The following is a 22,602-nucleotide window of genomic DNA, read 5'->3' on the forward strand; positions in this document are numbered from 1 at the left end:
ACCTACTCCCCTCCAAGCATGCCGACGGGCTTTGCGCCCTCGGCGGCCGGCTGACGCACCGTGCGCGTCACCTTGTGCGTGGAACCCGTGGAGGGCGCAACGATCCACATGGTGATATCGGCGCTGACATCGCCGGGGCGCACAACCAAGCGCGGGCTGGGCGACTCGACATCGACGACGCCGTCGCTGTTGGTGTCCCAGCGATACACATTGCCGACCTCAGCTAGGCCGTTGCCGGGCTCCGCCTGCAGCACCAAAAATTCGCCCTCGGCGTGATACGAAAACGTCGGGCGGTCGTGGCGGGTGGCGATAAAAAACATCGCGGCCCCGCCGACCACCACCGCTAGGAGGTAGCGCTGCACCTGACCGTTTTGTAGCCATCGTACGCCGGCGCCGGCACCCTTGGCGATGACGCCAACGCCGGTGACCGCAACCAGATCGATGACAAAGCGATCCACAATTTCAAACGTGCCGCGCGCGAGCGCGCGAAACGGCCGCACGATGGTGGCTTCGTAAAACTCATCGACATAAAGCTTATTTTTGGAAAGGTCGTAGGCGCGTGCGCCAGCGCCATTGGCAAATTTCTCGGCGGCAGGCGACGGCCCCTTGCCGTACATGCGCCACGCCAAGAAGATGCCCAGCAGCCCAACGCCGCTGGCGATCGCCAACAGCGCGTAGGTCGTGCCGTCCGAATTGTGACCGACCACGCCGGCCTTCACCGCGGGATCGAGCCAGCTTGAAATGCCATGAAAAATGCCGGGGATGTCTTCAAGCGCGTGAAGATGCGGCAGCCCAATAAAGCCGGCGAACAGCGACAGCGCCGCCAGCACCAGCAGCGGACCGGTCATGGAAGCCGGCGATTCGTGGATGTGAGCCTTGGTCTCTTCGTCGGCGCGGCACTTGCCAGCAAACACCAAGAAGTAGAGGCGCCACATGTAAAACGCGGTGCCGAGCGCGGCCAGCGTTAGGCCGCCCCACAGCATCTTGCCGTACCAAGCGGGCCAACCTTCGAGGTGAGCCGCCCACGCGCCGGCAAGAATTTCATCTTTCGAGAAAAACCCCGAGGTCAGCGGAAAGCCAGCGATCGCCAGGCAGTAGATGACAAAACACAGGTGCGTGATTGGCAGCCGCTTGCGCAGGCCGCCCATTGTCATGATGTCGCCCGAGCCGCTCATGGCGTGCATGACGGAGCCCGCGCCGAGAAAAAGCCCGGCCTTGAAAAAGGCGTGGGTGCCGACGTGAAAGATCGCGGCGACCCAATTGCCGGTGCCAGCCGCGACGAACATAAAGCCGAGCTGCGACACGGTCGAATACGCCAGCACCTTCTTGAGGTCGGTTTGTGCAAACGCCATGAACGCGGCCGCAAGCGCCGTAGCCATGCCGATGGTGGACACCACCATGAGCGCGACCGGCGACGCCGCGAACAGCCATGACAGACGGCAAATCATGTAGATGCCGGCGGTGACCATGGTGGCGGCGTGGATGAGCGCAGAAACTGGGGTTGGGCCCGCCATCGCGTCGGGCAACCACACGTAAAGTGGGATTTGCGCCGACTTACCGCACGCGCCGATGAACAGCAAAATGCCCGCGGCGGTGGCGAGGTTTTCACCGCCCCACCACGTTTGCTGATACGCGGTCACCGCGCCGGCGCTGCGCAAATCGGCAAAGTCGAGGCTCTGCGCCAGGCCGAGGTCCTTGGTTGCGAGGTAGAGCAAAAACATGCCGAGGAGAAAGGCGAAGTCGCCGATGCGGTTGACGACAAAGGCCTTGCGGCCGGCGTTGGCGTAGCTTTCGTTCTCGAACCAAAAGCCAATGAGCAAAAACGAGCATAGCCCTACGCCTTCCCAGCCGATAAACATGACCGGCACGTTGGCGCCGAGCACCAAGATGAGCATGGAGGCCATGAACAGGTTGAGATAGCCAAAGTACGCGGCGTAACGCGGCTCGTGCGCCATGTAGCCGGTGGAGTAGATGTGAATCAGCGTGCCGACAAACGTAATGATAAGCGTCATCACGGCCGACAACGTGTCGAGCCGCAGCGCCAGCTCGATCTTGAAGCGGCCGATTTCCATCCATGTGTAGACGACCTCTTTGAGCTCGAGCACGCCCTGGGTATCGCCGGCGAGATGGGCCGCAAATGCGTCGCGCAAGGGTCCGAGCACCTGCGAGAGGACGACAAAAAACGATGCCGCCACCACCGCAATCGCGATGAAGTGGACGGCGGTGCGCCCGAGGCGCTTGCCGATGGTTAGGTTGATCAGCGCGCCAAGCAGCGGCAGCAGCGGGATCCAAAGCAATGAGTTCCCCATAATCCCTCTAGTTTCTCATCGCATTGAGATGGTCGATGTTGACGTCGCGTCGGCCTCGGAACACCGCGACGACGATCGCCAGGCCAACGGCGACCTCGGCGGCCGCGACCGCGATGACCATGAGCGCAAAGGTTTGGCCGCTGGTATCGGCATGCATGCGGGAGAACGCGAGCATGGCGATATTGCCGGCGTTGAGCATGAGCTCGACGCTCATCAGCACGATGAGCGCGTTGCGGCGAAAGAGTACGCCGGCGATGCCAATGCAAAACAGCAGCGCCGACAACACGAGAAAATGGCCGTAGCCGATATTAAACAGCAGGTCGCTCATGGCGTGCCCTCCTCGGCCTTGGCAGGCGGCCTGGCCACCGCGATTGCGCCGACGACGGCGATCAGCAGCAAGATCGAGACCGCCTCAAATGGAAAGAGATAATTCGTGAATAGCTCGTGGCCGACCGCCGCGGTCGAGCCCCACTCGTAGCCTTGCGGCGTTACGCTCGGCGCGACCAGCGACGCATCCGGCGTCTTGGTGCCCCATACGGCACCAGCGAGCCGCACGAACAAGAACAAGATGGCGGCGGCCGCAAGCGCCTTGCCAAGCACGTCCTGCGGCGCCCACGGCTCGTCTTCGGGGCGATTGAGCACCATGATGACGAATACGAACAGCACCATGATGGCGCCGGCGTAGACCATGATTTGAATGATCGAGAGGAACGTGGCGTAGAGCATCATGTAGAGCGCGGCGATGGCAAAGAACGTTGCCACCATGCCCATGACGGCGACCACCATGTTGCGCCGCGTGATGACAAACACGCCGCCGCCGATGACGACGAGCGCGAATGCCCAAAACAAGAGCGCCATGCCCTTGCCTGAGCTCGTCTTCTTGTCGATAGGCGCGGTAGAGTTGGGGTCTTGCGCGTTGCGCAGGGGTTGGGCTTCGATGGGCGCCGGAGCGAATCCCGCAGCGTACACCCAATCGCGTGCCGCATCCGCTGCCGGCGCGCCTGGATGGGGCTGGCCGGCCAACGCATGCGCGTGACCTTCGTGACCAGGCTGGGCATGCGCCGCGGCCAGACCGACCAGCGCAACAAGTAGGAACATTAGAATCGCTTTCATGCCGCTGCTCCTGCCGTGCCTGCCGCCGCAACTGCCTTTGCAACCTTGGCCTCAAATTCGCCGCGGTATTTGGTGAGAAAGCCAAGCATTGGCCACGCCGCCGCCTCGCCCAGCGCACAAATGGTATTGCCCGCGATCGCGTCCGCGATGCTGGCGAGCAATTCGACATCGCCCGCCTTGCCCTCGCCGTGCGCGACGCGCTTGGCCACCTGCACCATCCAGCCGGTGCCTTCGCGACAAGGCGTGCACTGGCCGCAGGATTCATGCGCGTAAAATTTCATGATGCGCCATACCGCCATCGGGATGTCGGTGGCGTCGTCCATGACGACAATGCCTCCCGAGCCAGCCATCGAGCGCAGCGCGCGGCCGCCGCCCATATCAAACAATTTACCCGGCGAAACCTCGACCGGCTTGATGCGTTCGTCAGTCAGTAGTGCATCGAACTCCATCGGCACGTCGAGCTCACTGGCGTCGAGCGGCGGCATCGATGAACCGCCGGGAATCACGGCCTTGACCTTGCGGCCTTTCCACACCCCGCCGCAGACATCATCGATGAGCTGGCGAAACGTCATGCCCATGGGCACTTCGTAGACGCCGGGCTTGTTGACGTGGCCCGACACGCACAGCGTGCGCGTACCACCCGAACGTCCGATGCCGATGCCGGCGAAATACGCCGAGCCCTTGTCGACGATGCACGGCACATTCGCCAGCGTCTCGACGTTGTTGACGATGGTGGGGTTGCCAAACAGGCCCTTGACCGCCGGAAAGGGCGGCTTAAGGCGCGGCTGGCCGCGCTCGCCTTCGAGCGAATTGAGCAGCGCGGTTTCTTCGCCGCAAATGTACGCGCCGGCGCCGCGATGCACCGTGAGGTGACATTCAAAGCCGCTGCCGAGCACGTTGGTGCCGAGGTAGCCTTTGTCGTAGGCCTCTTTGACCGCGACCTGCAGCACCGCAAATTCGCGCATCATCTCGCCGCGGATGTAGATGTAGTTGTGTTTGGCGCCAAGCGCGAAGGCGGCAATCACCATGCCCTCTATCAGCAGGTGCGGATCCCAGTACATCAGCTCGCGGTCTTTGCAGGTGCCCGGCTCGGATTCATCGGCGTTGCAAACCAGATGCACGTCTTTGGATCCGGCGGGAATAAACCCCCACTTAACGCCAGTCGCAAAGCCCGCGCCGCCGCGGCCGCGCAAATTGGAGGCCTTCACCTCGGCCGTGATGTCGGCAGGCTTCATGGTAAGCGCCTTGCGCAGCGCCTTGTAGCCGCCTAGCGCTTCGTAGCGCGCGATGGTCTTGGCCGCCTCGTCGCCCCAGCGCGACGTAATAATTTTGGGCGCGTCGTTGCCAGCGGTCATGCCACGTCTCCTTCGGAGTGCGGATTTTTCTTGAGGAATTCGACGATGTCGCCGACTTGCTCCGGCGTAACGTCGAGAAAATATTTGGTGCCGCACACCACCGCCGGCGCGTTGGCGCAGGCCGCGATGCATTCTTCCTCGACCAGCGAGAATTCGGCGTTTGATTCGCCTTCCTGCAGGCCCAGCTTCTTGGTGAAGGCGGCCATCACGTCGTAGCCACCGCGCAACATGCACGAAATATTGGTGCAAACCCGCACGATGTTTTTGCCCGCGGGCTCGCGCCGATACATCGTGTAGAACGTCGCGACGCCGTACACATGCGGATAAGGCAGGTCGAGCGTGGTCGCCACCAAGCGCAGAGCGTCATCGGAGAGATGGCCGAATTCCTTCTGCGCGAGATGGAGCGCCGCGATTACGACGGGCCGCTTGGAGGGATAACGCGTGCAAAGCGTCTCGATTTTTTTGCGCCCGTCGGCTGAGAACTGTAGTGACATCGTATACTTGCCTCTCGTCTGGTCGGCGGGCGGACAATACGAGCACGCCCCAGGTGCGTCAATAAGGCGGCCCGCCGAGATCCGCCCTCGGTGAAATGTTTCAGCGGACCGTCCAATCGACCTCCAAAGCGCTCGAAGGCGCTCGCCCGCTGCGGCATAGTGAAGCAGCGTGGACAGCGATCAAAATGATGATTCGAGGCTGCGCGGGTGGGAACACTTGGCACACCGCCTCGGATCGGCGGCCAACGGCACCAGCGCCGGCCAGCGGTTGCAATTTTTGCTCCTTCGAGGCCTTACCTACCGACTCGCGTTCGAGGTTTTAGGGCGACGAATCCTCGTGGACGGCCTTGATGAATTAACCTCATATAAGCCGCATGGCGGCGTCATCATCGTCTCAAACCATCGGACCTTCTTCGACCTATTTGCCATCTTGCTCGCCATGGTCCACCGCGATATCGCGTGGACGCAGACGTTTTCCTTCCCCGTGAGATCTCGTTTTTTCTACGACTCGCCCATCGGCACGCTGGTCAACATGGGCCTCGGTGGCGGCGCGATGTATCCGCCCATTTTTCGCGAGACGAGCAAGGCGGCGTATAACAACGCGGCGGTCGATTACCTCACCGCTTCGCTCAAACAACCTGGCCACGTTGTCGGCATCCATCCCGAGGGCACGCGCAGCCGCGGCGCCGACCCTTATGTCTTGCTGCCGGCGCAACCTGGCGTCGGCAAGATCGCGCTGCAATCCGGCGCCACCGTGCTACCGGTGTTTAGCGCCGGGCTTAGCAATGATCTGCTTGGCGAGCTCAAGTCCACGCGGAGCGCTGACGGCCGCCACCTTCGCCCCATCATTTTAGTTTTTGGTAAGCCGATTGACTACGAAGACTTGCGCGCCAAACCACCGCGCCTAACGCTGCAGAAGCGCGCCGCGGATCGCTTCATGGCGCACGTTGAGGCGCTCATGCCTCGTGAGCGCGAGCTGCGCGCGGCCTGTGCCGCCGGCGAAATTTCCGACGACGACCCGGCGTGGCTGGCAAATCATCCCGTGCCCCACGCCGCCAGCGCGCTTTGGCAGCGCAGCAAATCCTTGGCCGTGCGCGATCGCTAGCGCTGTGTTAAGCGGTACGACTTGTGGGGTTTGGAATGGACAAAATCGGGTGGAATCGTCTTGGCCGTCATCTCGACCACGGCGAACTCGTCGGCCAACGCCGGCAGAAGCTGAAACTGGCGATGGTTTGTCGAAAACCACACCACGCCGCCGGGCCGCATGCGCGTAAACACCTGGCGCAGGATCGTCGGGTGATCGCGCAAGACATCGAATTCTTGCGTCATCTTCTTGGAGTTTGAAAACGTCGGCGGATCGACGATTGCGACGTCGAATTGCTCGCTGCCGGGCGACGCTAGCCACGCCAGGACGTCGGCGCGATGCAGGCGATGCGCGCCCAGGTCCATGCGGTTTTGCTTAAAATTGCGCGCCGCCCACTCGAGGTAGGTGTTGGACATGTCGATCGAAAGGGTTTTAGCCGCGCCCTGCCCCGCGGCGTGCACCGAGAAGGCGCCGGTATAGCAAAACAGGTTGAGCAGGCTTTTGCCCGCGGCCTCCTGCGCGACCAGCCCGCGCGTCACCCGGTGATCGAGGAAAAGGCCGGTATCGAGATAGTTGGTGAGGTTAAGCCAAAATCCATGGCCGCCTTCGCGTGCTAAATGCCAGCGCTCCTCGGCCTCATTTTTTTGATACTGGGCCCCCGCCGCGCGCCGATCTTTCATCGGGCGGCGCTGCTTGATATAGATCATGGCGCGCGTCACCCCCGTCGCCGCGACGACCACGTCGCACATGGCCTGCAGCCACGCCTCCGCCTCGGGGGTGCCCTGGTCGCGCAGGCGGCTATCGGCGATGACCACCGCGTCGCCGAGCACATCGACCGACAACGGAATTTCCGGGATGTCGCGGTCATACAGCCGGTAACACGCGATGTGTTCGCGCCCAAGCCACGCCCGCAGCCGCGTCGTATTTTTGGCCAGGCGATTGGCAAACATCGTCGCCTGGGCCTGACGGCGGTCCTCCGACATGGCCCGTAGGTACTCGTTTTTCCACTACGACGCCAGCAATCGGTGGTTGTGGTTCGCCCCGGTCAATGTGTAGTATGCGCCCACGTCCGCAACAAAGGGTACCACCATGAAGAACATCTCATCTCTGCTCCTAGTCCTCGCCATTGCCGCGCTCACGGCGTGCGGCGCCGCGCGCACCGTCAGCCGCACCCAATACGGCGGCGTCATCGCGCTGGAAGGCGACCGCGCAAAAGCCATGGAAGACGCCCACAGGCAAATGTCGTCGCATTGCGGCCCTGGCAACTATGACGTCATTTCCGAAGGCGAAGCGGTCGTTGGTTCGGAAACCGTGCAAGACCAAGCCACCGCCGTTCGCGACGACCGCCGCGGCGGCGCCACCGCGCGCTCGCAAACGGTCACCTCAACGTCCGACAAAGTCGAGTGGCGCGTCGAGTACGCGTGCCGTGGCGCGGGCGCGCCAGCACCTGCACCAGCGGCTGCCTACCCACCACCGCCACCACCTGCGCCCAACGCGGCGCCATACTGATCTAGAAGCTAACGCGCACTCTCAAACTGAGAGAGCGCCGCACAGACAGCCTGCTCACAGCGCAGCGTGGCGGCCGATAGGCCAACTTGAACAAAGCCGCGGTCGGCAAATGTCTGCAGCTCTCGATCGATGAAGCCGCCTTCGGGGCCGATGACGACGACCGCCGGCGCGGTTGCTGAAATTGGCTGGCCGACGGCCTCGGTGCACGCGTTGCGCATGGTGAGCGGCGCGCCGGGATGACAGATCATCGCAAGGCCCGCGGCCGGGGCTGATTCGATGAAGGCCATGAATCGGTTAACGATCGTGACCGTTGGCAGGTGGGTAATTTTGCCCTGCTCGGCGCCGCGCCATAGCGCGGCCTCAATAGCCGGCGGCGCGACCAGCGGCGATGCGAAATAGCTTTTATCGACGCGCCAGCTGTTTATGAGGGTTATGGAGCGCACGCCAAATGTGGTTGCGGCCTCGAGGATGCGTGCCGCGACTTTTGGCCGCGGCAGCGCAACCACCAAGTGCAGCGGCAGCGGCGCGCGACTCGGCCCGGTGGCGCGAAATTCTAGTTCCACCCCTCGCGCGTCAAGTTGCGTCACGACGCCCTGCCCGATCGAGCCGCCGACGAGGCCCATCTCGTAGCCACGCCCGATCACCGGTGCGAGCATGGCCTTGATATGATCGGCGCGGCGATCGCAAAGCCACACCCGGCCGCGGGCATCTAGCTCGGCGGCGGTCGCGAGGATGAGGTTCATGGTCCGAACGCGACGTGCGCGAAGCGCCCGAGCAATAGCTCAAGGGCGACGCGGTTATCCCCGCCCTCGGGGATGATGAGATCAGCGAAGCGTTTCGAAGGCTCGACAAACTCGAGGTGCATCGGCCGCACGGTAGAATAATACTGATCGCGAATGGCAGCGAACGTGCGCCCGCGCTGCTCGATGTCGCGGCGGATGCGCCGCATGAGGCGAATATCGGCGTCGGTGTCGACAAAGATCTTCATGTCGAAGAGCTCGCGCAGCTGCGGTTCTGCAAACACTAAAATGCCCTCGACGATAATGATGGGGCATGGCTCGATGCGCCGCGTCTTGCTGCTGCGCGTGTGCGCAACGTAGTCGTAGATGGGCGCATCGATGTCGCGCCCGGCGCGTAGGCTCACGAGATGTGCCGCGAGCAGCTCGGTTTCCAGCGCGCTGGGATGATCAAAATTAACCGCGGCGCGCTCCGCCTCGGAGAGATGGGCCAATTGGCGATAATAGGCGTCGTGCTCGATGAGGCTGCAGCGCCCAGGGGGAATCGCGGCCGCCAACTTTTGCGCGATCGTCGTCTTGCCCGAGCCGGTCCCCCCAGCAATGCCGACAATCAGGCTAACAGCGCGTTGGCTCACGGTGCGGGGCTATCTCATACGCCCTGGTGTTTGGAAAGCCACCGCGGAGGCCATGTCGAGGTTGGCGAGCCGATCCACGGACATTCAAGGGCTTACGGGTTATAGTCGCTGCGCGAGCATGCGACTCATCTTGTTGTCGGCACCGTCTCTAGCAACCGATGCGTTGCGCGTCAGCCTGCTCGCCAGCCAGGCGTTCGTCAGCGTCGACGTCGTTTCAGATGCGCCCGCGCTGGCCGTCCACTTGCGTGCGGGCATCGGTGGCGCCGTTGTCGATGCCGACCTGTACGCGAGCCTCTCCCCCGAACTCCTGGCGCAAGTAGATGCCGTGCCCACCGTCCGCATCGCGCTGCACGCCCGCGATCAGGATCAGCGTCGCATCGCCGTGGCCGACGGGCACGATGGATCAGTGGCCGGCGTCATCGCGCGCCTGTTGTCGCAAGCGACCTCGCCCGCGCACCCAATCCACGCAAGGCGCCTCTCGCGGCGAGAGTCCCAGGTGCTCGGTCACCTCGCCACGGGCATGACCAATCGAGAGATTGCGGCCCTGCTCGCGATTAGCATCAAGACCGTCGACACGCATCGCGGTCAGCTGCTCAAGAAGCTCGGCCTGCGAAACAACTCTGATCTGACGCGATATGCGCTCGGCCATGGCATTGCGCCCGCGGGCGGCACGATCGTGCCACCGCTTGCAAGGTAACCCCCACGGCACGCAAGCGCGCTATTTTTTCAATTCCGCGAGCTTGGCAAACGGACTGTTGGTGAACCCAGAGAGGCCAAAGCCCGGACGCGCTTCGACCTGAGCCTCTTCAACTTGATGCGGGCGCGCAGCGCCGCGCCGCGAGCTTGCACCCGCGCCTGCACCTGCGCCCGCGGATGGCCTGGCGCGGTCGCCGCCGGTATGGGGCGCTCGCGGCCGAGGCGCATCTGCGCCGCGGGCTGATCGGGCCGGCGCCGCTGGCCTTGGCCCCGGTACCGGCTTGGCCAACGCCGCCAGCAGCTGCGGCGAGGGCTCCGCCTGTTTTTGCGCGATGCGCGGCGGCGCGGCGGGCCTTGCCCCGCGCGGCGAGTTTCGCGCGGCGCGCGGCTCGGGAGGCGCGGGCAACAGCGAGATGCGTTTGCGCGGAATATCGACCTCGACCACGGTCACGCGCAGTGGATGACCAACGACGGCAACCCGCGCGGCCTCACGCCCAAATTGCTTGAGGATTTGCGAAATGTGCACCAGCCCGTCCTGGTAGATGCCGAGGTCGATGAACAGGCCAAATGGCGCGACGCTCGCCACCACGCCCTCGATGACCATCCCCGGAGTTAGATCGTGAATATCGACGACGTCATCGCGGCGCTTGGGCGCCTTAAACGCCGCTCGCCGATCGCGCCACGGCGATCCGAGCTCCCCCAGGAGCCATGCCACCAAGCCGCGACTGCGCTCGGGTGTCACGAGCGTGGCCAAATCAACCGCCGCGAGGCGCTCGCGCTGTCCGAGCAATTCCGGCACCGTCGCGCCAAGCTGCTCGGCCACCGCGCGCGCGGCATCATATTGCGCGGGGTGCAGCCGGGTTTGGTCGAGCGGCTCGCTACCGCCAACAATACGCAGAAACGAGGCCGCTTGCTCATATGCGAGCGGGGTCATGCCCGCGACCTGCATCAGCTCGTCGCGCCGACGAAATCCGCCGACGACGTTGCGGTGCGCAACGATATCCGCGGCGTGTTGCTGGCCGAGGCCAACAATATATGTGAGTTGCTCCGCGGTGGCCGTGTTGAGATCGACGCCGACCTCGGTCACCGCCTCGGTCATGACCAATTCCAAATGCGCCACCAAGCCTGCCGCCGTGCGGCCGGGATGATCGGCTGGCCCGGCGAGGAGCAGCGGCTCGACCTTAACCAGCTCGACCAGAGGATCCTGCATGCGACGCGCCAGCCACACCGCGGGGCGCAGCGATAGATCAACGTGCGCCAGCTCGCGGCGCGCTAAGTCTGACGTGCCGTACTCGGTGCTCGCGGCGTCTTCGACCAAAACCACAGGTGGGCTGGCAAGCGCATTGGCCCGGGCGTGCTTGCGCAACTTAACGTAGAGCTCCATGCCGCCCGGCCCGTTGCCAATCGCGACGACGGCGGCGCGCTGGGCGTTGCAAAACGCGATGAAGCCGGCGAGCGCGGCCTCATCCTGCTCCGCAGGCAAGGCAAACGTCGCCACCAGCCGCCCGGTTTCATCAAGCGCGACGCCATCGCTGGCGGCGGACAAGCGCGGTGCGAGGGCGACCACAGGCCGTGGCCCGAGCGGCGGCGCGGTCAGCAATTTCCGCAGGTGTTCGCCGAGCCCGTCGATTGAGGTGCTCTCGCTGCGCTCGCGCAGCTCCGAGCGCACGTCGGAGGTCGCCATCGCCACGAGCGCGGCTTGCGCCGCTTCGACCACCCCGGCGTCGCCCGCCGACGGCGCGGCGGCGTCGACGAAGGTTTTCAGCAAATTCGCGATCTGTGCACCGTCGACGTCAATGCCGACGATCAGCGCGCCCTCAGCCTCGCCACGGCAAATGGCGAGATAACGATTGGCGGGAATGAGCGAGACTTTTTCGCTGAGCTCAAAAAATTGTTCGTAGGTATGCGGCATTTCGCCGGCCGCCCCCGCCTTCGCGGTCTCGCTCGCGCGCACCACCACGTTGCCGCGCTGCCACACCAACTGCCGTACGGCCTGCCGCACCTCGCGCCGATCGGCGAGCGATCCCCCTGCCCCCGTCGCGCCACCGCGGTGCTCCGCGACGATGTCGGCGATGTCAAAGCGCGAGGTCGCCAAGGCAAGTTCGCGCGCCAGCTCGGCAGCCCCGTTGCCCCCCGCGCTGAGCACGCGCAAGGCCTCGGCGCGCTGCGCGGTGAGAGCCTCGACATAGCGATGCATGTTGGCAAGGCGCACCAAGTCAGCGGTACGCAGGCCCTTGGTTTGCGCCTTGCGATGCCGTGCGATAAATGATGGCGCGTACCCCGCCGCAAGCAGCGCAAGCGCAGCCTCTACGGCGGGCAGTGAGCCACCCACGGCCGTCGCGAGTTGCTGCGAAATCGATTTTTCGGGTGGAGGCTCGGCCGACGTTGTAACCGAAACCGAAGCGGAAGCCGAGGGGTCCGCTGCGGTGGGGTTGTCGGCGGGTGCGGAGGACGTATTTGGGGTTGACTGTGGTTCCATGGCCTGCCCGGTGAAACGGGCATCGAAACGTAGCGGCAGTCGCGCGCCGACACAATGCGGGAGGCGCCTTGAATGGCAGGCCTAAGCCGGCAAAGGGCCGTTAGGCATCGTTGGTGTCACCGCGCGGCCGCGTCAAACCAAGCAGCTCCTTGGCTTCTGGGTCGGGCGGGCTGATGCTAATGCGGCCGAGCCGCGCGACCGTGACGTCGCATACCGGCGTAAAGCCCGCCTTGCGGAAGGCGCGCAGCGGCGCGGCGTGGTTGGCCGGAACCAGCGACCACGATCGATAAAGATCAAGCTGCCGCAACTCACCTGCTAGCAGATCGAGCAAGGCCGGGGCGATGGATTGCCCGCGAAACGCCGGCGCGACGAATACGTTGTGCACGATACAATCGTACTTCCCAAGCGATACGTCACGTCCCAGCTCGGGCATGCGGATACGGCCGCGCGACACCCACACGATGCCTGCCGTCTTGCGATCGCGGCGCGCGATGAATGCCTGGTCGCCTCGTGCAAAGAAATCCGCCACTTGTGCTTCGTTGAGCCCAAGCGGCACCAACATGTCGGTGCGCTCGAGATCGGTCATGGCACCCCAATCCAGCTCCGTCATCCACGCCATATCAAAGCCATGGGCCGTGATGCCGCGCGTCCACAACTGGCCACGCATGAGCTCATAGCGCTGCGCGGCGGCCACGTGCGAAGCGACCTCGCGAATCTTGCTCCATGCCGCGCGGGCCTGCGCGGCCGCGACCAACGGGGCCTCGCGCGCAACCTTGGCGCCGCGCCTTACGCCAGCATAGGTGCGATGCAGCGAAGCCGCCGCCCCGCGATTCCAAATCCGCACGGCCACGGGACTGCGCTTCACCAGCGGCAAGGTCGGCAACGCGGTCTCGGCGGCCATCGACATGACGTCAAGCGAACCGCGCCCGCGCGCCGCGGCTGCCGCCGCAACGCCGCGAATCAGCTGCGCCGACAAATCAGCGCGATCATGGGGATCGACCGCGGCCGCCACCATCGTGCTGCGCTCGCCGTCGTCGAGCATTAGAGCGACCGCTACCGCTTCGCCCGCGGCGTCATCAACGCGCACGCACCACGCGGCGCCGTCGCGCGCGCGCTCGGTCATGACGGTGCCCAGCAGCGCTGCCGACTCGGGATCGCCAAGTGGGCTGGTCTCATCGCGTTCGGCCCACTCCAAGCGGCTTAGGCGTCCTAGGGCGCTGATGCTGCGCAAGATGACGTCGATGTTGTCTTCGACGCGCAGCGCATAAGCCGGCGACAATTCGGCGAGGTTGTTGGCCGCCAAGTTCGGATCAAGCAACGATAAGGCGACCCGATAAGCGGAACCCGCGGCGGCGCTTGACTCCATTGGTAACCCCGCCGCCGCCAAGCGCGATAAAAGCTGCGCCCGCGTCGGCGACGGATCCGCGAGCGGCGCGAGGTCGATCACATCCCAATCGCCAAGTTGTTGCCGCATGGCCAGCGCCAGCAAGGCGCCGACGCGATCTTTTTTATCGGCCGCGGCCAGAAAATCTAAGCCGGCGGGTCGCGGCCCGGCATCGCCGAGCAAGCGCACCTCAGTGACCTCAAGCAAGGCGACGTGTGACTTGCGCAGGTAGAGCGGCGCCAGGCCGACCAAGGTCTCGCCTTCGACTACAATGATGACGGCCAGTTGTCCGCGCAGGGCGGCGCCAAACGCCTCCCACCACGGCAGGAGCCACGTTGGGCTAACAAAAAACTGTCCACCCGCCACGGCGAGGGCCTGCCACTGCGGCAGCCAAGGTCGCAACGCCTCGACCTCATTCAGCACGCTCGTTTTTAGTTCGTGCACGCACGCTTCATAGCATGATCGGCAACACCGCGTTTATGCGCGGCGGCGAAAGACGGCGGCAAAAAATCCGTCGGTGCCGGTACGATGTGGCGCGGTCACGAAATGTCCATGGGCGTCGATCAGCGCCGCGTCCACACCGGTAACGGGCTCTGCGGCAAACCCGGGGAGCTCGCCAGCGAGCGCGCGCGCCTGTTCCGCGTTTTCGGCGGCAAGCACCGAACACGTGGCGTAAACGAGGACGCCGCCCGGCCGCACCAACGCCGCCGCCTTGCGCGCGATCTGCCGCTGCTTGGCGACAAACTCGGCAATATCGCGCTCTTGCATCCGCCACTTGGCCTCGGGATTGCGCCGCAGGGCCCCGGTGCCGGAACACGGCGCATCGACCAGCACACCGTCCGCCGTGCCGACCAGGCGATGGAGCTCATCAGGCCACGCGTCGGCCGAGATCGCAATCGCCTGGTGGTTCGACACCCGCGCGCGGCGTGCGCGCTTCTTGAGCTGCTGCAGCTTGCGATCGTCAATATCCGTCGAGACCAGTCGTCCCTTGTTGCTCATGCGCGCGGCCAACGCCAGCGTCTTGCCGCCAGCGCCCGCGCAGTAATCGACGATAAGTTTGGGCTTGGGACCCGCCGCGACATACGTAAGATCTGCCAGCAGTTGGCTGCCTTCGTCTTGCGCCTCGAAGTAGCCTTCCTTGAAGGCCTCGATGCCAAAGAGATTGATGCGACTGCTCAGCTGCAGCGCCGTATCGCTGTAGCGACCCGCCGCGACCTCAAGGCCCTGTTCCGCCAACAGCTCGATCAGCGTGGCCTTAGGCGCGCGCAAGAGATTTGATCGAATCGTCATCGGGGCACGTGACGACAAGGCCTGAGCCAACGAGATCGCCTCGTCCCCCCAATCAGCAAGCAGCCGCGCGGCGAGCCAATCTGGCATGGACTGGCCGACGGCCACTTGCTCGCGCAGCGGGGCGCGCTGCAGCGACGCGGCGAACTGGCGCACGCTGGCCCACGCCACGGCGGGATCAAAGCGCGCGGCCTCGGCCTCGTCGATGAGCGCCTCCTCCAGCCACAACGCCACCAGGCGATGCCCGTCGGTCAGCGATCGTTTTTGCGACGATGGGACCGCCGCCGCCAAGGCCGCGTCAAGCCGCCGCAGCCCCCGCACCAAGCCAAACAAGGTTTCCGCGACAAAGCGCCGATCGTGGGACCCCAGCCACGCGTGCTCGCGAAAGGTCACCGCGAGGCGATCGGTGACGAAGCCCCAGTCAAGCCGCGTGCGCTGCCAAAGCTCAAGCAGAAGCGCAAGCCGTCGGTCAGGCGAAGTTCCACTTGTTTTATGACAAAGCGCATCAATAAGCGCCTGCGCGATGCGGCGGTCATACGCAATGTCAGATTTGCTCGTGTCTTTCACTCGATCGGCCATTGAATCCCGCACAGACTGTGGCAAGTTTGCCGCAGTTTCCGACGCCTAACGAGGATCACATGAGCATAGAGACAAAGGCAACCACTACGGCCGGCAATACCGGGGCTTCCGCGGGGCCCACCGACGAGGCCACCAGCCTTAAAGATAGAGGCAACCTCTTTGACGTTGCCACCCATCAAATTGATAAGGCAATGAAGCTTATCAAGCTCGACCCCGACGTGGTCGAGATTCTCGCCCAACCCAAGAACGAGATCATCGTGAACTTTCCCGTCCGCATGGACGATGGCAAGTTCAAGATGTTCAAGGGCTACCGCGTCCAGCACAACAACATCCTCGGGCCGTTCAAGGGCGGGATGCGCTACCACCACGAAGCCAACCTCGACGAGATGAAGGCGCTCGCGTCGTGGATGACCTATAAATCGGCGCTGCACGAAATTCCGTTTGGCGGCGGCAAGGGCGGCATCAAGCTCAATCCTCGCGAGCACTCGCAGGTCGAGCTCGAGCGCGTCACGCGGCGCTTCACCGCCGCGCTGGGCAGCAACATCGGCCCGGAATGGGACATTCCCGCACCCGACGTCGGCACCAACGAGCAGACCATGGTGTGGATGATGGATACGTATATGAACATCGTCGGCCAGCACGAAAAAAATTCGGTGCGCGGCGTGGTCACAGGCAAGAGCGTCACCTCGGGCGGCAGCCGCGGTCGCCGCCAAGCCACCGGGCAAGGCGTCGTGCACTGCATCACCGAGTGGGCCGCCGACAAGCACGTCAATCTCGACGGTTGTCCTATTATCATCCAAGGCTTTGGCAACGTCGGCAGCTATACCGCGCGACTGCTCTCTAAAATGGGCGCCGTGGTGATCGGCGTCGGCGATGCCGGCGGCTACATCGCCAATCCCGAGGGCCTCAATGCGCATAAGCTTGGCGAGCACCTCGCCGCGACGGGCTCGGTTGCCGGCTATAAAAATGGCGCCAAGATCACGCGAGACGAATTTTTTGGCCTCGATGCGCAAATCTTTGTGCCCGCGGCGCTGGAGCTTGAAATTGGCCTCAAAGAAGCCAAGGCGCTCAAGGCCAAGGTCGTCGTCGAGGGCGCCAACGGCCCGACGTATCCCGAAGCCGAAGACTACTTGGTCGGCAAAGGCGTCGATATCATTCCCGACATTCTGTGCAATTCGGGCGGCGTGATCGTTTCGTATTACGAGTGGCTGCAAAACAAGCGCGCCGAACAATGGGAAGAAGACGACGTGCTCGACCGCCTCGAAAAGCGGATGAAGCAGACCTATCACAACGTCAAGCGCTACGCCGCCAGCCACAAGACGGACTGGCGCACCGCCTCCTATGCGATCGGGCTCGAGCGCCTTGAGCTGTGCTATCGCGAGCGCGGCATTTTCCCATAGCCTAAACAGAAACGCATTGGGTGGGCCGGAGACAATAATAGATGCGGTGTACGGCTTCGCGAGCCTCGTTACAGCCAGACGGCTGCGCCTCGGCATCGCTGCAGGCGTGCACGGGTTTGCGCGGCCTTTCTGTGACGAAACACAAGTGTACGATTCCAGCATTCGGACACTTGCGTGTCCGCGTTCTGTTTTCCGCCCTTTTCGATCTTAGATAGTGCGTTTCTGGTGATCCATCTCCTACTCGTCGCGGCGATTGCTTTGCTGTGGGCCCGCGTGCTGGCGTTGCATTTTGGGTGGCCGACCTGGCCCGTGTTTGGTGCGCTCGCGGCGACTGGCGCCGTCGCCGCCGCGCAGCTTGGGTGGACCGTCCCGCCGCGGCCGGTGGTTGCCATAGCCTCGCTTGGCATCGCGCTGTTGGCCGAACGTCAGCTCGCCGCCGAAGCGGCGCGCCGGCCGCGCTTATGGTGGGCAACGCTGGGCGGTACGGCCGCGCTGACCGCGTTGGCAGCGCCCTCGTTGGCGCCGATCGCCCTTGCCTGCCTGGGATGGGCGACCTGGAAAACGCAGCACGCGTCGGTTGTGTATCGTTGGGGCGCCTCAACATTTTTGTTGCTTGGCGCGCTTGGCTTAGTCGCGCTGGGCGATACGCATTGGCCGGGGTGGCCCCCGCTAGCGGGCGTTCCGCCAATGCCGACGTTGGCGGCGCTTGAGGCACTGCTCGACGTGTTCGGCGCGTTCACCATGGTGTTAGCCGTTGGCGGCGTCGCCGTTGCGGCCATGCATGCGCCAGGAGCGAGCGCTTTGGTTGGCGCGACGCTGCTTCTTTTAACGCCGTTGCCGTGGGCGGCGCCCTGGCGCGTCAGCTGGCCGTGGGCGTTTACGGCAATCATTACCGCCAATCTCGCAATCGGGTGGCTGGCGACGCGGCCTCAGCGGCCCAGCCATCGCATCGCGCTATGGCTCGCCCTGACGTTCGCGGCGACTGCTTTTGCGTGGGTCCCACGCCTGTTGTGATTTCTCGCTGATCCTGTATACCGCGCGGTATGTCCGGCCAGACCGCCAGCGCTAGCCCGCGCGTTGTGCACGGATCAGCGGCCTTTGCCACCGCCGCGCCAGTCGTCGTCGTGCTCGGCAATTTTGATGGCGTACATCTCGGCCACCAAGCATTGCTCGCGCGGGCGCGGCAGCTCGCCGAACAAATCTCTGGCCGCGTCGTGGCCTATACCTTTGATCCGCACCCGGCGCAGGTGTTGGCCCCATCGCGGGCGCCCATCGCGCTCTACGATGCCTCCCAAAAAGCGGAGTTGCTCACGCGGCATGGCGCCGACGTGGTCGTGATCGAGCCGTTCACGTCCGCGTTTGCGAGCCTGAGCGCGATGGCCTTTCTCGATGACGTATTAATAGCGTCACTCGGCGCGCGCGCGGTGGTCGTCGGCTACGACTTCACGTATGGCGCCGGGCGCAGCGGCAACGCCCACACGCTCATGGCTGACGGCGAGGCGCGCGGGCTCGAGGTGATCGTGGTCGCGCCCATTGCCGACGCCGACGCCGCCATCTCCTCCACGCGGATTCGCGGCCACCTGGGGCGTGGCGAACTCGCCGCCGCCAGCAAGTGTCTCGGGCGGCGTTACTGCGTCACCGGCGAGGTGGTTACCGGCAAGCAACGCGGACGCACGCTTGGGTTTCCACCGCAAATGTCGCGGTAGCGCGCGCTGCCCCTGCGCAATGGCGTCTATGCCTGCACGTTGCGCATCCGCGGCGAGGGCAATGAACAAGCAGATGCGCGCCACGCCGTGGCCAGCCTAGGCCTGAATCCAACGTTTGCCGATCTGGCTCACCCGGTGCTCGAGGTGCACGTCATTGGGTGGGAGGGTGACCTCTACGGTGCCGACGTCGAAGTCTGCTTCTGGGGGTTTTTGCGCGCCGAGGCAAAATTCGACTCAGCCGCGGCGCTGGTCGCGCAAATGCACCTCGATCTGCGCGCCAGCCAAGCGCTCCTAGCCCAGGCCGCGACCACCCAGGAATTTTAACGCGGGCGTCAGCGTTGTCTGGTAAAACCCGCTCGCGCCAAAAGGACCCCCATGCCAACGCTATTTAGAGGCTGCCACACCGCCATCGTCACGCCATTTCGAAATGGTCGCGTCGACCTGCCGGCCTTAGAGCAACTCGTCAACTGGCAGATCGAGGCCGGCATCGACGGCATCGTCGCCGTCGGCACGACCGGCGAATCGGCGACGCTTAGCGTTGAGGAGCATGTCGAGGTCGTGGCCAACGTTGTGCGCACCGCGGCGGGCCGGGTGCCGGTTATCGCCGGGGCGGGCGCCAATGCGACCGCAGAGGCGATCGAGCTCTCACAGCGCGCGGCCGACGTCGGTGCCAATGGGCTCTTGCACGTAACGCCTTACTATAACAAACCGAGCCAGGAGGGTCTCTTTCGCCACTATGAGGCGATCGCGGCGTCGACCAAACTTCCAATCTTGCTCTACAACGTGCCGTCGCGCACCGCATGCGATTTGCTGCCCGCGACGGTGCAGCGGCTGGCCTCGATCGACAACATCGTCGGCATCAAGGACGCAACCGGACAGCTCAGCCGCTACACCGAGCTTTTGCTCCTCGTCGGCTCGCGCTTAACCGTGTTGGCAGGCGATGACGCGACGACGTTTCCGCTCTATGCGATCGGCGGCCACGGCGTCATCTCCGTGGTGTCCAACATCGCGCCTGCCAAGATGGCGCAGATGTGGGACCACGCACACGCGGGCCGCATGCAACAAGCCGCGGCCTTGCACCTCGAGCTGCATACGCTGATTTCGCTGCTTTTTGCGGAGACTAGCCCTGCCCCGGTTAAGGCCGCCCTCGCCCATGTCGGCCGCCTCGCCAATGAACTCCGCCTGCCGCTTGTGCCGGCGACCAGCGAGCTCGCCAGCAAGCTTGCCGCCGAGCTCGGGCGCCTGGAATTGCGATGAAACGCGTCGCCATCATCGGCGGCAGCGGTCGCATGGGCCTGGCGATCGCCGAGGTGCTGCGCGGTGAGACTGCGCCGTTAGTGTGTGCGGCGAGTATCGGACGCGACGCCGCAAACCTCGCCGACGTCTTAGCTTCCGTCGATGTGTATATCGACGTGTCATCACCTGCGGGCACCCTTGCCACGGCGCAGGCCGCGGCGGCGCATGGCTGTGCCGCCGTGATCGGCACAACCGGGCTCGACGTGGAAGCGCTTACCGCCATCGAGCGGCTGGCGGCAAAGGTGCCCGTGCTCGTCACCGCCAATTTTTCCCTGGGCGTCAACACGCTGCTGGCGCTCGCGGCGCGGGCGGCCGCCTCACTCCCGACGTGGGACGCGGAAATCGTGGAAGCTCATCATCGTCACAAACGCGACGCGCCCTCGGGGACCGCGCTTGCCCTGGGCGCGGCGATCGCCGAGGCGCGCCACTGGCCAAGCACGGCCATCACCGCCGAGCGTCACGGCCTGGTTGGCCCGCGTCCTGCCCAAGAAATCGCCATTGCGGCGGTGCGCGGCGGCGACGTCATAGGTGAGCACACCGTGATGCTGCTCGGCGACGGCGAACGGATCGAACTCTCACATCGCGCGACCGATCGCCGGATCTTTGCACGAGGTGCCGTCGCGGCAGCCGCGTGGCTATGTGGACGTCCCGCGGGGCGTTACACCATGGCCGACGTCGTATCTCTACCTACATAAGTACCGCGCGAATTTGTAAATTACGCCGGGCCCCGCGTTGCCTCACGCAAAACGCTCCCCGTAGAATCGCCGCACACCTATTTTCTACAAGGGGAGTTCCGGATCATGAAACGTTTGCAAAGTTTAGTATTGGCATGTTGTGTGGGCTTGGCGTTTGGCGCCGTTGGCGTCGCGTGTGGAGGCAGCGATGAACCACCGGTTGACGACCCAGATCCACCACCGCCGCCACCGCCGCCACCAGGCCCGTGCGAGACCATCGACAACCCTGACGAATTTCCCGACTGCTTTCAGACCGCGCTATGCGAAAAGCTACTTTCATGCGGGCTCGGCAACGTAGGCGACAACTCGTGCGCCGACGTCGTGCCTGGCTACTTCCCGCTGGGTGGCATCAGCTATCAGCAGGTCGCGGACGGCAAGGAAGCCATCGACGCCGGACGCAGCGAGTTTGATAGCGCCGCGGCGACGGCCTGTCTCAACGGCGTCCTCAATGCGACCTGCCTGGATCTCTTTATCGGTGAAGACGTCTATGGCGACGCCTGCGAAAATATCTTGGTTGGCCAAGGCGGCGCAGGCGACCCATGCTCGGCCGACAATGAATGCGGCGACGGGTTTTACTGCGACGACAGCGTCGAAGGCAGCGGCACCACCTGCGAACCGCTCGGCGAATGCGCCGCGTACGCCGCCGATGGCGCTTCCTGCGCCAGCGCGTCTTGTGGCAATGGCAGCTACTGCATCAATGACACCTGCGAAACCGGCACCCTGGGCGAACCATGCTATGGCGATAGCAGCTGCGATGACGGCTTTGAGTGCATCACGGGTTCCGTCGCCGCAGGCGGCATCGGCGCGTGTCAGGCGATCGATGTCGCGGCGGAAGGTGACGCCTGCGATAATCCCGGCGACCTATGCGACGGCAATGAATTTATCTGCATTCCCGCCACCGAAAATGCCTTGACCGGTACCTGTGAACTCCCCGACACGGCGGGCGCCAACTGTATCGAGCTTTGCGGCGGTGGCCTGGGCTGCGTCTACGAGGTCGGCTCAAATCTCGGCGAATGTACTGCGATGTCCGGCTTCGCAGACGTTGGCGATGAGTGCGATGAGCTTTCCCCACGCCTGTTTGGCTCGCCTTGTGGCCTCTTCTTGACCTGCCGGTTTGGTCCCGATAAGGGCGACCCGGCGACCTGCCAAAATCCAGGCAGCGAGGGCGATCCATGCGGCTTTATTGCGCTGACCTCCGGGGGACCTGGTTTTGGAGACTGCAACCTCGGCCTCTTTTGTTCGAACGAAATTATCAACTCACCTGACCCCGTCTGCGTCAAACCCGGCGAAAACGGCGCCTTCTGCGATTCCGATTCGCACTGCGCCGAGGGCACCTGCGGTCCGTCCGGCCGCTGTGGCGAACCCGTCGCTTGTGAGGGCGAAATAATTAACTAAAGCTATTTAATTTTAGCTACTTAAGCGCCAGGCGTGCACTTTGCAGCCTGGCGCTTTCGCTTTTAACGAAAACCTGATAGACACTGCCGCTCACCCGAATCCCGAGTTTCGGAAACGAGGTATGTCATGAAAGCATCAGTCGCCCACCCACATTATCGACCGGTTAAGATTTCCTGCGCTTGCGGCCACGTGCACAACACGTTCTCGACGCGTCCAGATTTCTCGATCGACATCTGCTCGCAGTGCCACCCGTTTTTCACCGGCAAGCAAAAGCTGATGGACTCCGCAGGCCGCATCGATCGCTTCAACAAGAAGTACGGCAAGAAGGCCTCGGCTTAATTATCCTGAGGCGCCAACGGCGTCTCGCTCAAGACACAGCATGCCGCATGGCCGCAGGCCCGCGGAACCAG

General features: G+C 64.0%; 23 protein-coding genes. 12 read left to right on the top strand and 11 right to left on the bottom strand.

Translation table 11 applies throughout. From position 1 onward, the window contains the following. Positions 1-2: 2 nt before the first annotated feature. From nuoL to IPL79_07305, 5 genes are read right to left on the bottom strand one after another with little or no spacing between them, the layout of a single operon-like run. A complete protein-coding gene (gene nuoL / locus IPL79_07285; protein ID MBK9070786.1) occupies positions 3-2,309 on the bottom strand; it encodes an NADH-quinone oxidoreductase subunit L in 2,307 nt (768 codons plus the stop codon). Between the two features lie 7 nt (positions 2,310-2,316). Next, positions 2,317-2,616: an NADH-quinone oxidoreductase subunit NuoK gene (gene nuoK / locus IPL79_07290; GenBank protein ID MBK9070787.1), complete on the bottom strand. Its 300-nt coding sequence runs from the start codon at positions 2,614-2,616 to the stop codon at positions 2,317-2,319. A 17-nt stretch (positions 2,617-2,633) separates the two neighbouring features. Beyond that, complete coding sequence (locus IPL79_07295; protein ID MBK9070788.1) at positions 2,634-3,422, bottom strand: NADH-quinone oxidoreductase subunit J; 789 nt, start codon at positions 3,420-3,422, stop codon at positions 2,634-2,636. Continuing rightward, positions 3,419-4,777, bottom strand: a complete 1,359-nt coding sequence (gene nuoF / locus IPL79_07300; protein ID MBK9070789.1) for an NADH-quinone oxidoreductase subunit NuoF — start codon at positions 4,775-4,777, stop codon at positions 3,419-3,421. The genes IPL79_07295 and nuoF overlap by 4 nt, the downstream gene beginning before the upstream one ends. Beyond that, a complete protein-coding gene (locus IPL79_07305; GenBank protein MBK9070790.1) occupies positions 4,774-5,271 on the bottom strand; it encodes an NAD(P)H-dependent oxidoreductase subunit E in 498 nt (165 codons plus the stop codon). The genes nuoF and IPL79_07305 overlap by 4 nt, the downstream gene beginning before the upstream one ends. Before the next feature lie 169 nt (positions 5,272-5,440). On the opposite strand from IPL79_07305, the gene IPL79_07310 reads away from it, so the two are divergent. Further along, a complete protein-coding gene (locus tag IPL79_07310) occupies positions 5,441-6,376 on the top strand; it encodes a 1-acyl-sn-glycerol-3-phosphate acyltransferase (protein ID MBK9070791.1) in 936 nt (311 codons plus the stop codon). On the opposite strand, the gene IPL79_07315 is transcribed toward IPL79_07310, so the two are convergent. Next, positions 6,373-7,338 carry a class I SAM-dependent methyltransferase gene (locus IPL79_07315; GenBank protein ID MBK9070792.1) on the bottom strand — a complete coding sequence of 322 codons (966 nt, stop codon included), beginning with the start codon at positions 7,336-7,338 and terminating at the stop codon, positions 6,373-6,375. The genes IPL79_07310 and IPL79_07315 overlap by 4 nt on opposite strands. Before the next feature lie 106 nt (positions 7,339-7,444). Between IPL79_07315 and IPL79_07320 the strand changes: the two genes are divergently transcribed. Continuing rightward, positions 7,445-7,864, top strand: a complete 420-nt coding sequence (locus tag IPL79_07320) for a hypothetical protein (protein MBK9070793.1) — start codon at positions 7,445-7,447, stop codon at positions 7,862-7,864. A gap of 8 nt (positions 7,865-7,872) precedes the next feature. Here IPL79_07320 and IPL79_07325 read toward each other — a convergent pair whose 3' ends face one another. Together IPL79_07325 and udk are read right to left on the bottom strand one after the other, a co-directional pair. Continuing rightward, on the bottom strand, positions 7,873-8,607 hold the full coding sequence (locus IPL79_07325; GenBank protein MBK9070794.1) for an RNA methyltransferase: 735 nt from the start codon (positions 8,605-8,607) through the stop codon (positions 7,873-7,875). Further along, entirely contained in the window at positions 8,604-9,215 is a 612-nt protein-coding gene (gene udk / locus IPL79_07330; protein MBK9070795.1) for a uridine kinase, read from the bottom strand. Before udk ends, IPL79_07325 begins: the two co-directional genes overlap by 4 nt. Positions 9,216-9,288: 73 nt before the next feature. On the opposite strand from udk, the gene IPL79_07335 reads away from it, so the two are divergent. Next, on the top strand, positions 9,289-9,933 hold the full coding sequence (locus IPL79_07335; GenBank protein MBK9070796.1) for a hypothetical protein: 645 nt from the start codon (positions 9,289-9,291) through the stop codon (positions 9,931-9,933). A gap of 21 nt (positions 9,934-9,954) precedes the next feature. Here the strand turns inward: IPL79_07335 and IPL79_07340 are convergent, their stop codons facing one another. From IPL79_07340 to IPL79_07350, 3 genes are all read right to left on the bottom strand, one after another. Further along, positions 9,955-12,411, bottom strand: coding sequence for a helix-hairpin-helix domain-containing protein (locus IPL79_07340; protein MBK9070797.1), 2,457 nt, complete (start codon positions 12,409-12,411; stop codon positions 9,955-9,957). A 100-nt stretch (positions 12,412-12,511) separates the two neighbouring features. Further along, positions 12,512-14,239, bottom strand: a complete 1,728-nt coding sequence (locus IPL79_07345) for a GNAT family N-acetyltransferase (protein ID MBK9070798.1) — start codon at positions 14,237-14,239, stop codon at positions 12,512-12,514. Between the two features lie 33 nt (positions 14,240-14,272). Beyond that, positions 14,273-15,316 carry an RsmB/NOP family class I SAM-dependent RNA methyltransferase gene (locus IPL79_07350; protein MBK9070799.1) on the bottom strand — a complete coding sequence of 348 codons (1,044 nt, stop codon included), beginning with the start codon at positions 15,314-15,316 and terminating at the stop codon, positions 14,273-14,275. A 6-nt stretch (positions 15,317-15,322) separates the two neighbouring features. On the opposite strand from IPL79_07350, the gene IPL79_07355 reads away from it, so the two are divergent. The 9 genes from IPL79_07355 (at position 15,323) to rpmE (ending at position 22,531) form a co-directional block, all read left to right on the top strand. After that, positions 15,323-15,664: a DUF3306 domain-containing protein gene (locus IPL79_07355; protein MBK9070800.1), complete on the top strand. Its 342-nt coding sequence runs from the start codon at positions 15,323-15,325 to the stop codon at positions 15,662-15,664. Positions 15,665-15,720: 56 nt separating this feature from the next. Next, the gene (locus IPL79_07360) at positions 15,721-17,061 is read left to right on the top strand and encodes a Glu/Leu/Phe/Val dehydrogenase (GenBank protein ID MBK9070801.1); all 1,341 of its coding nucleotides are present in this window, start codon (positions 15,721-15,723) and stop codon (positions 17,059-17,061) included. A gap of 225 nt (positions 17,062-17,286) precedes the next feature. Continuing rightward, positions 17,287-18,075 carry a hypothetical protein gene (locus IPL79_07365; protein MBK9070802.1) on the top strand — a complete coding sequence of 263 codons (789 nt, stop codon included), beginning with the start codon at positions 17,287-17,289 and terminating at the stop codon, positions 18,073-18,075. Positions 18,076-18,104: 29 nt separating this feature from the next. Continuing rightward, positions 18,105-18,767 (top strand): adenylyltransferase/cytidyltransferase family protein, encoded by a 663-nt coding sequence (locus tag IPL79_07370; GenBank protein MBK9070803.1) that lies wholly within the window; start codon positions 18,105-18,107, stop codon positions 18,765-18,767. A 39-nt stretch (positions 18,768-18,806) separates the two neighbouring features. After that, positions 18,807-19,091, top strand: a complete 285-nt coding sequence (locus IPL79_07375; protein MBK9070804.1) for a riboflavin kinase — start codon at positions 18,807-18,809, stop codon at positions 19,089-19,091. Between the two features lie 51 nt (positions 19,092-19,142). Beyond that, positions 19,143-20,024 (top strand): 4-hydroxy-tetrahydrodipicolinate synthase, encoded by an 882-nt coding sequence (locus IPL79_07380; protein MBK9070805.1) that lies wholly within the window; start codon positions 19,143-19,145, stop codon positions 20,022-20,024. After that, positions 20,021-20,758 carry a 4-hydroxy-tetrahydrodipicolinate reductase gene (dapB, locus tag IPL79_07385; protein ID MBK9070806.1) on the top strand — a complete coding sequence of 246 codons (738 nt, stop codon included), beginning with the start codon at positions 20,021-20,023 and terminating at the stop codon, positions 20,756-20,758. The genes IPL79_07380 and dapB overlap by 4 nt, the downstream gene beginning before the upstream one ends. Before the next feature lie 105 nt (positions 20,759-20,863). Next, positions 20,864-22,192, top strand: coding sequence for a hypothetical protein (locus tag IPL79_07390; GenBank protein ID MBK9070807.1), 1,329 nt, complete (start codon positions 20,864-20,866; stop codon positions 22,190-22,192). A gap of 126 nt (positions 22,193-22,318) precedes the next feature. Next, positions 22,319-22,531, top strand: a complete 213-nt coding sequence (gene rpmE, locus IPL79_07395) for a 50S ribosomal protein L31 (protein ID MBK9070808.1) — start codon at positions 22,319-22,321, stop codon at positions 22,529-22,531. Positions 22,532-22,602: the final 71 nt, after the last annotated feature.

Source organism: Myxococcales bacterium (genome assembly GCA_016716835.1).
Taxonomy (GTDB): domain Bacteria; phylum Myxococcota_A; class Polyangia; order Haliangiales; family Haliangiaceae; genus JADJUW01.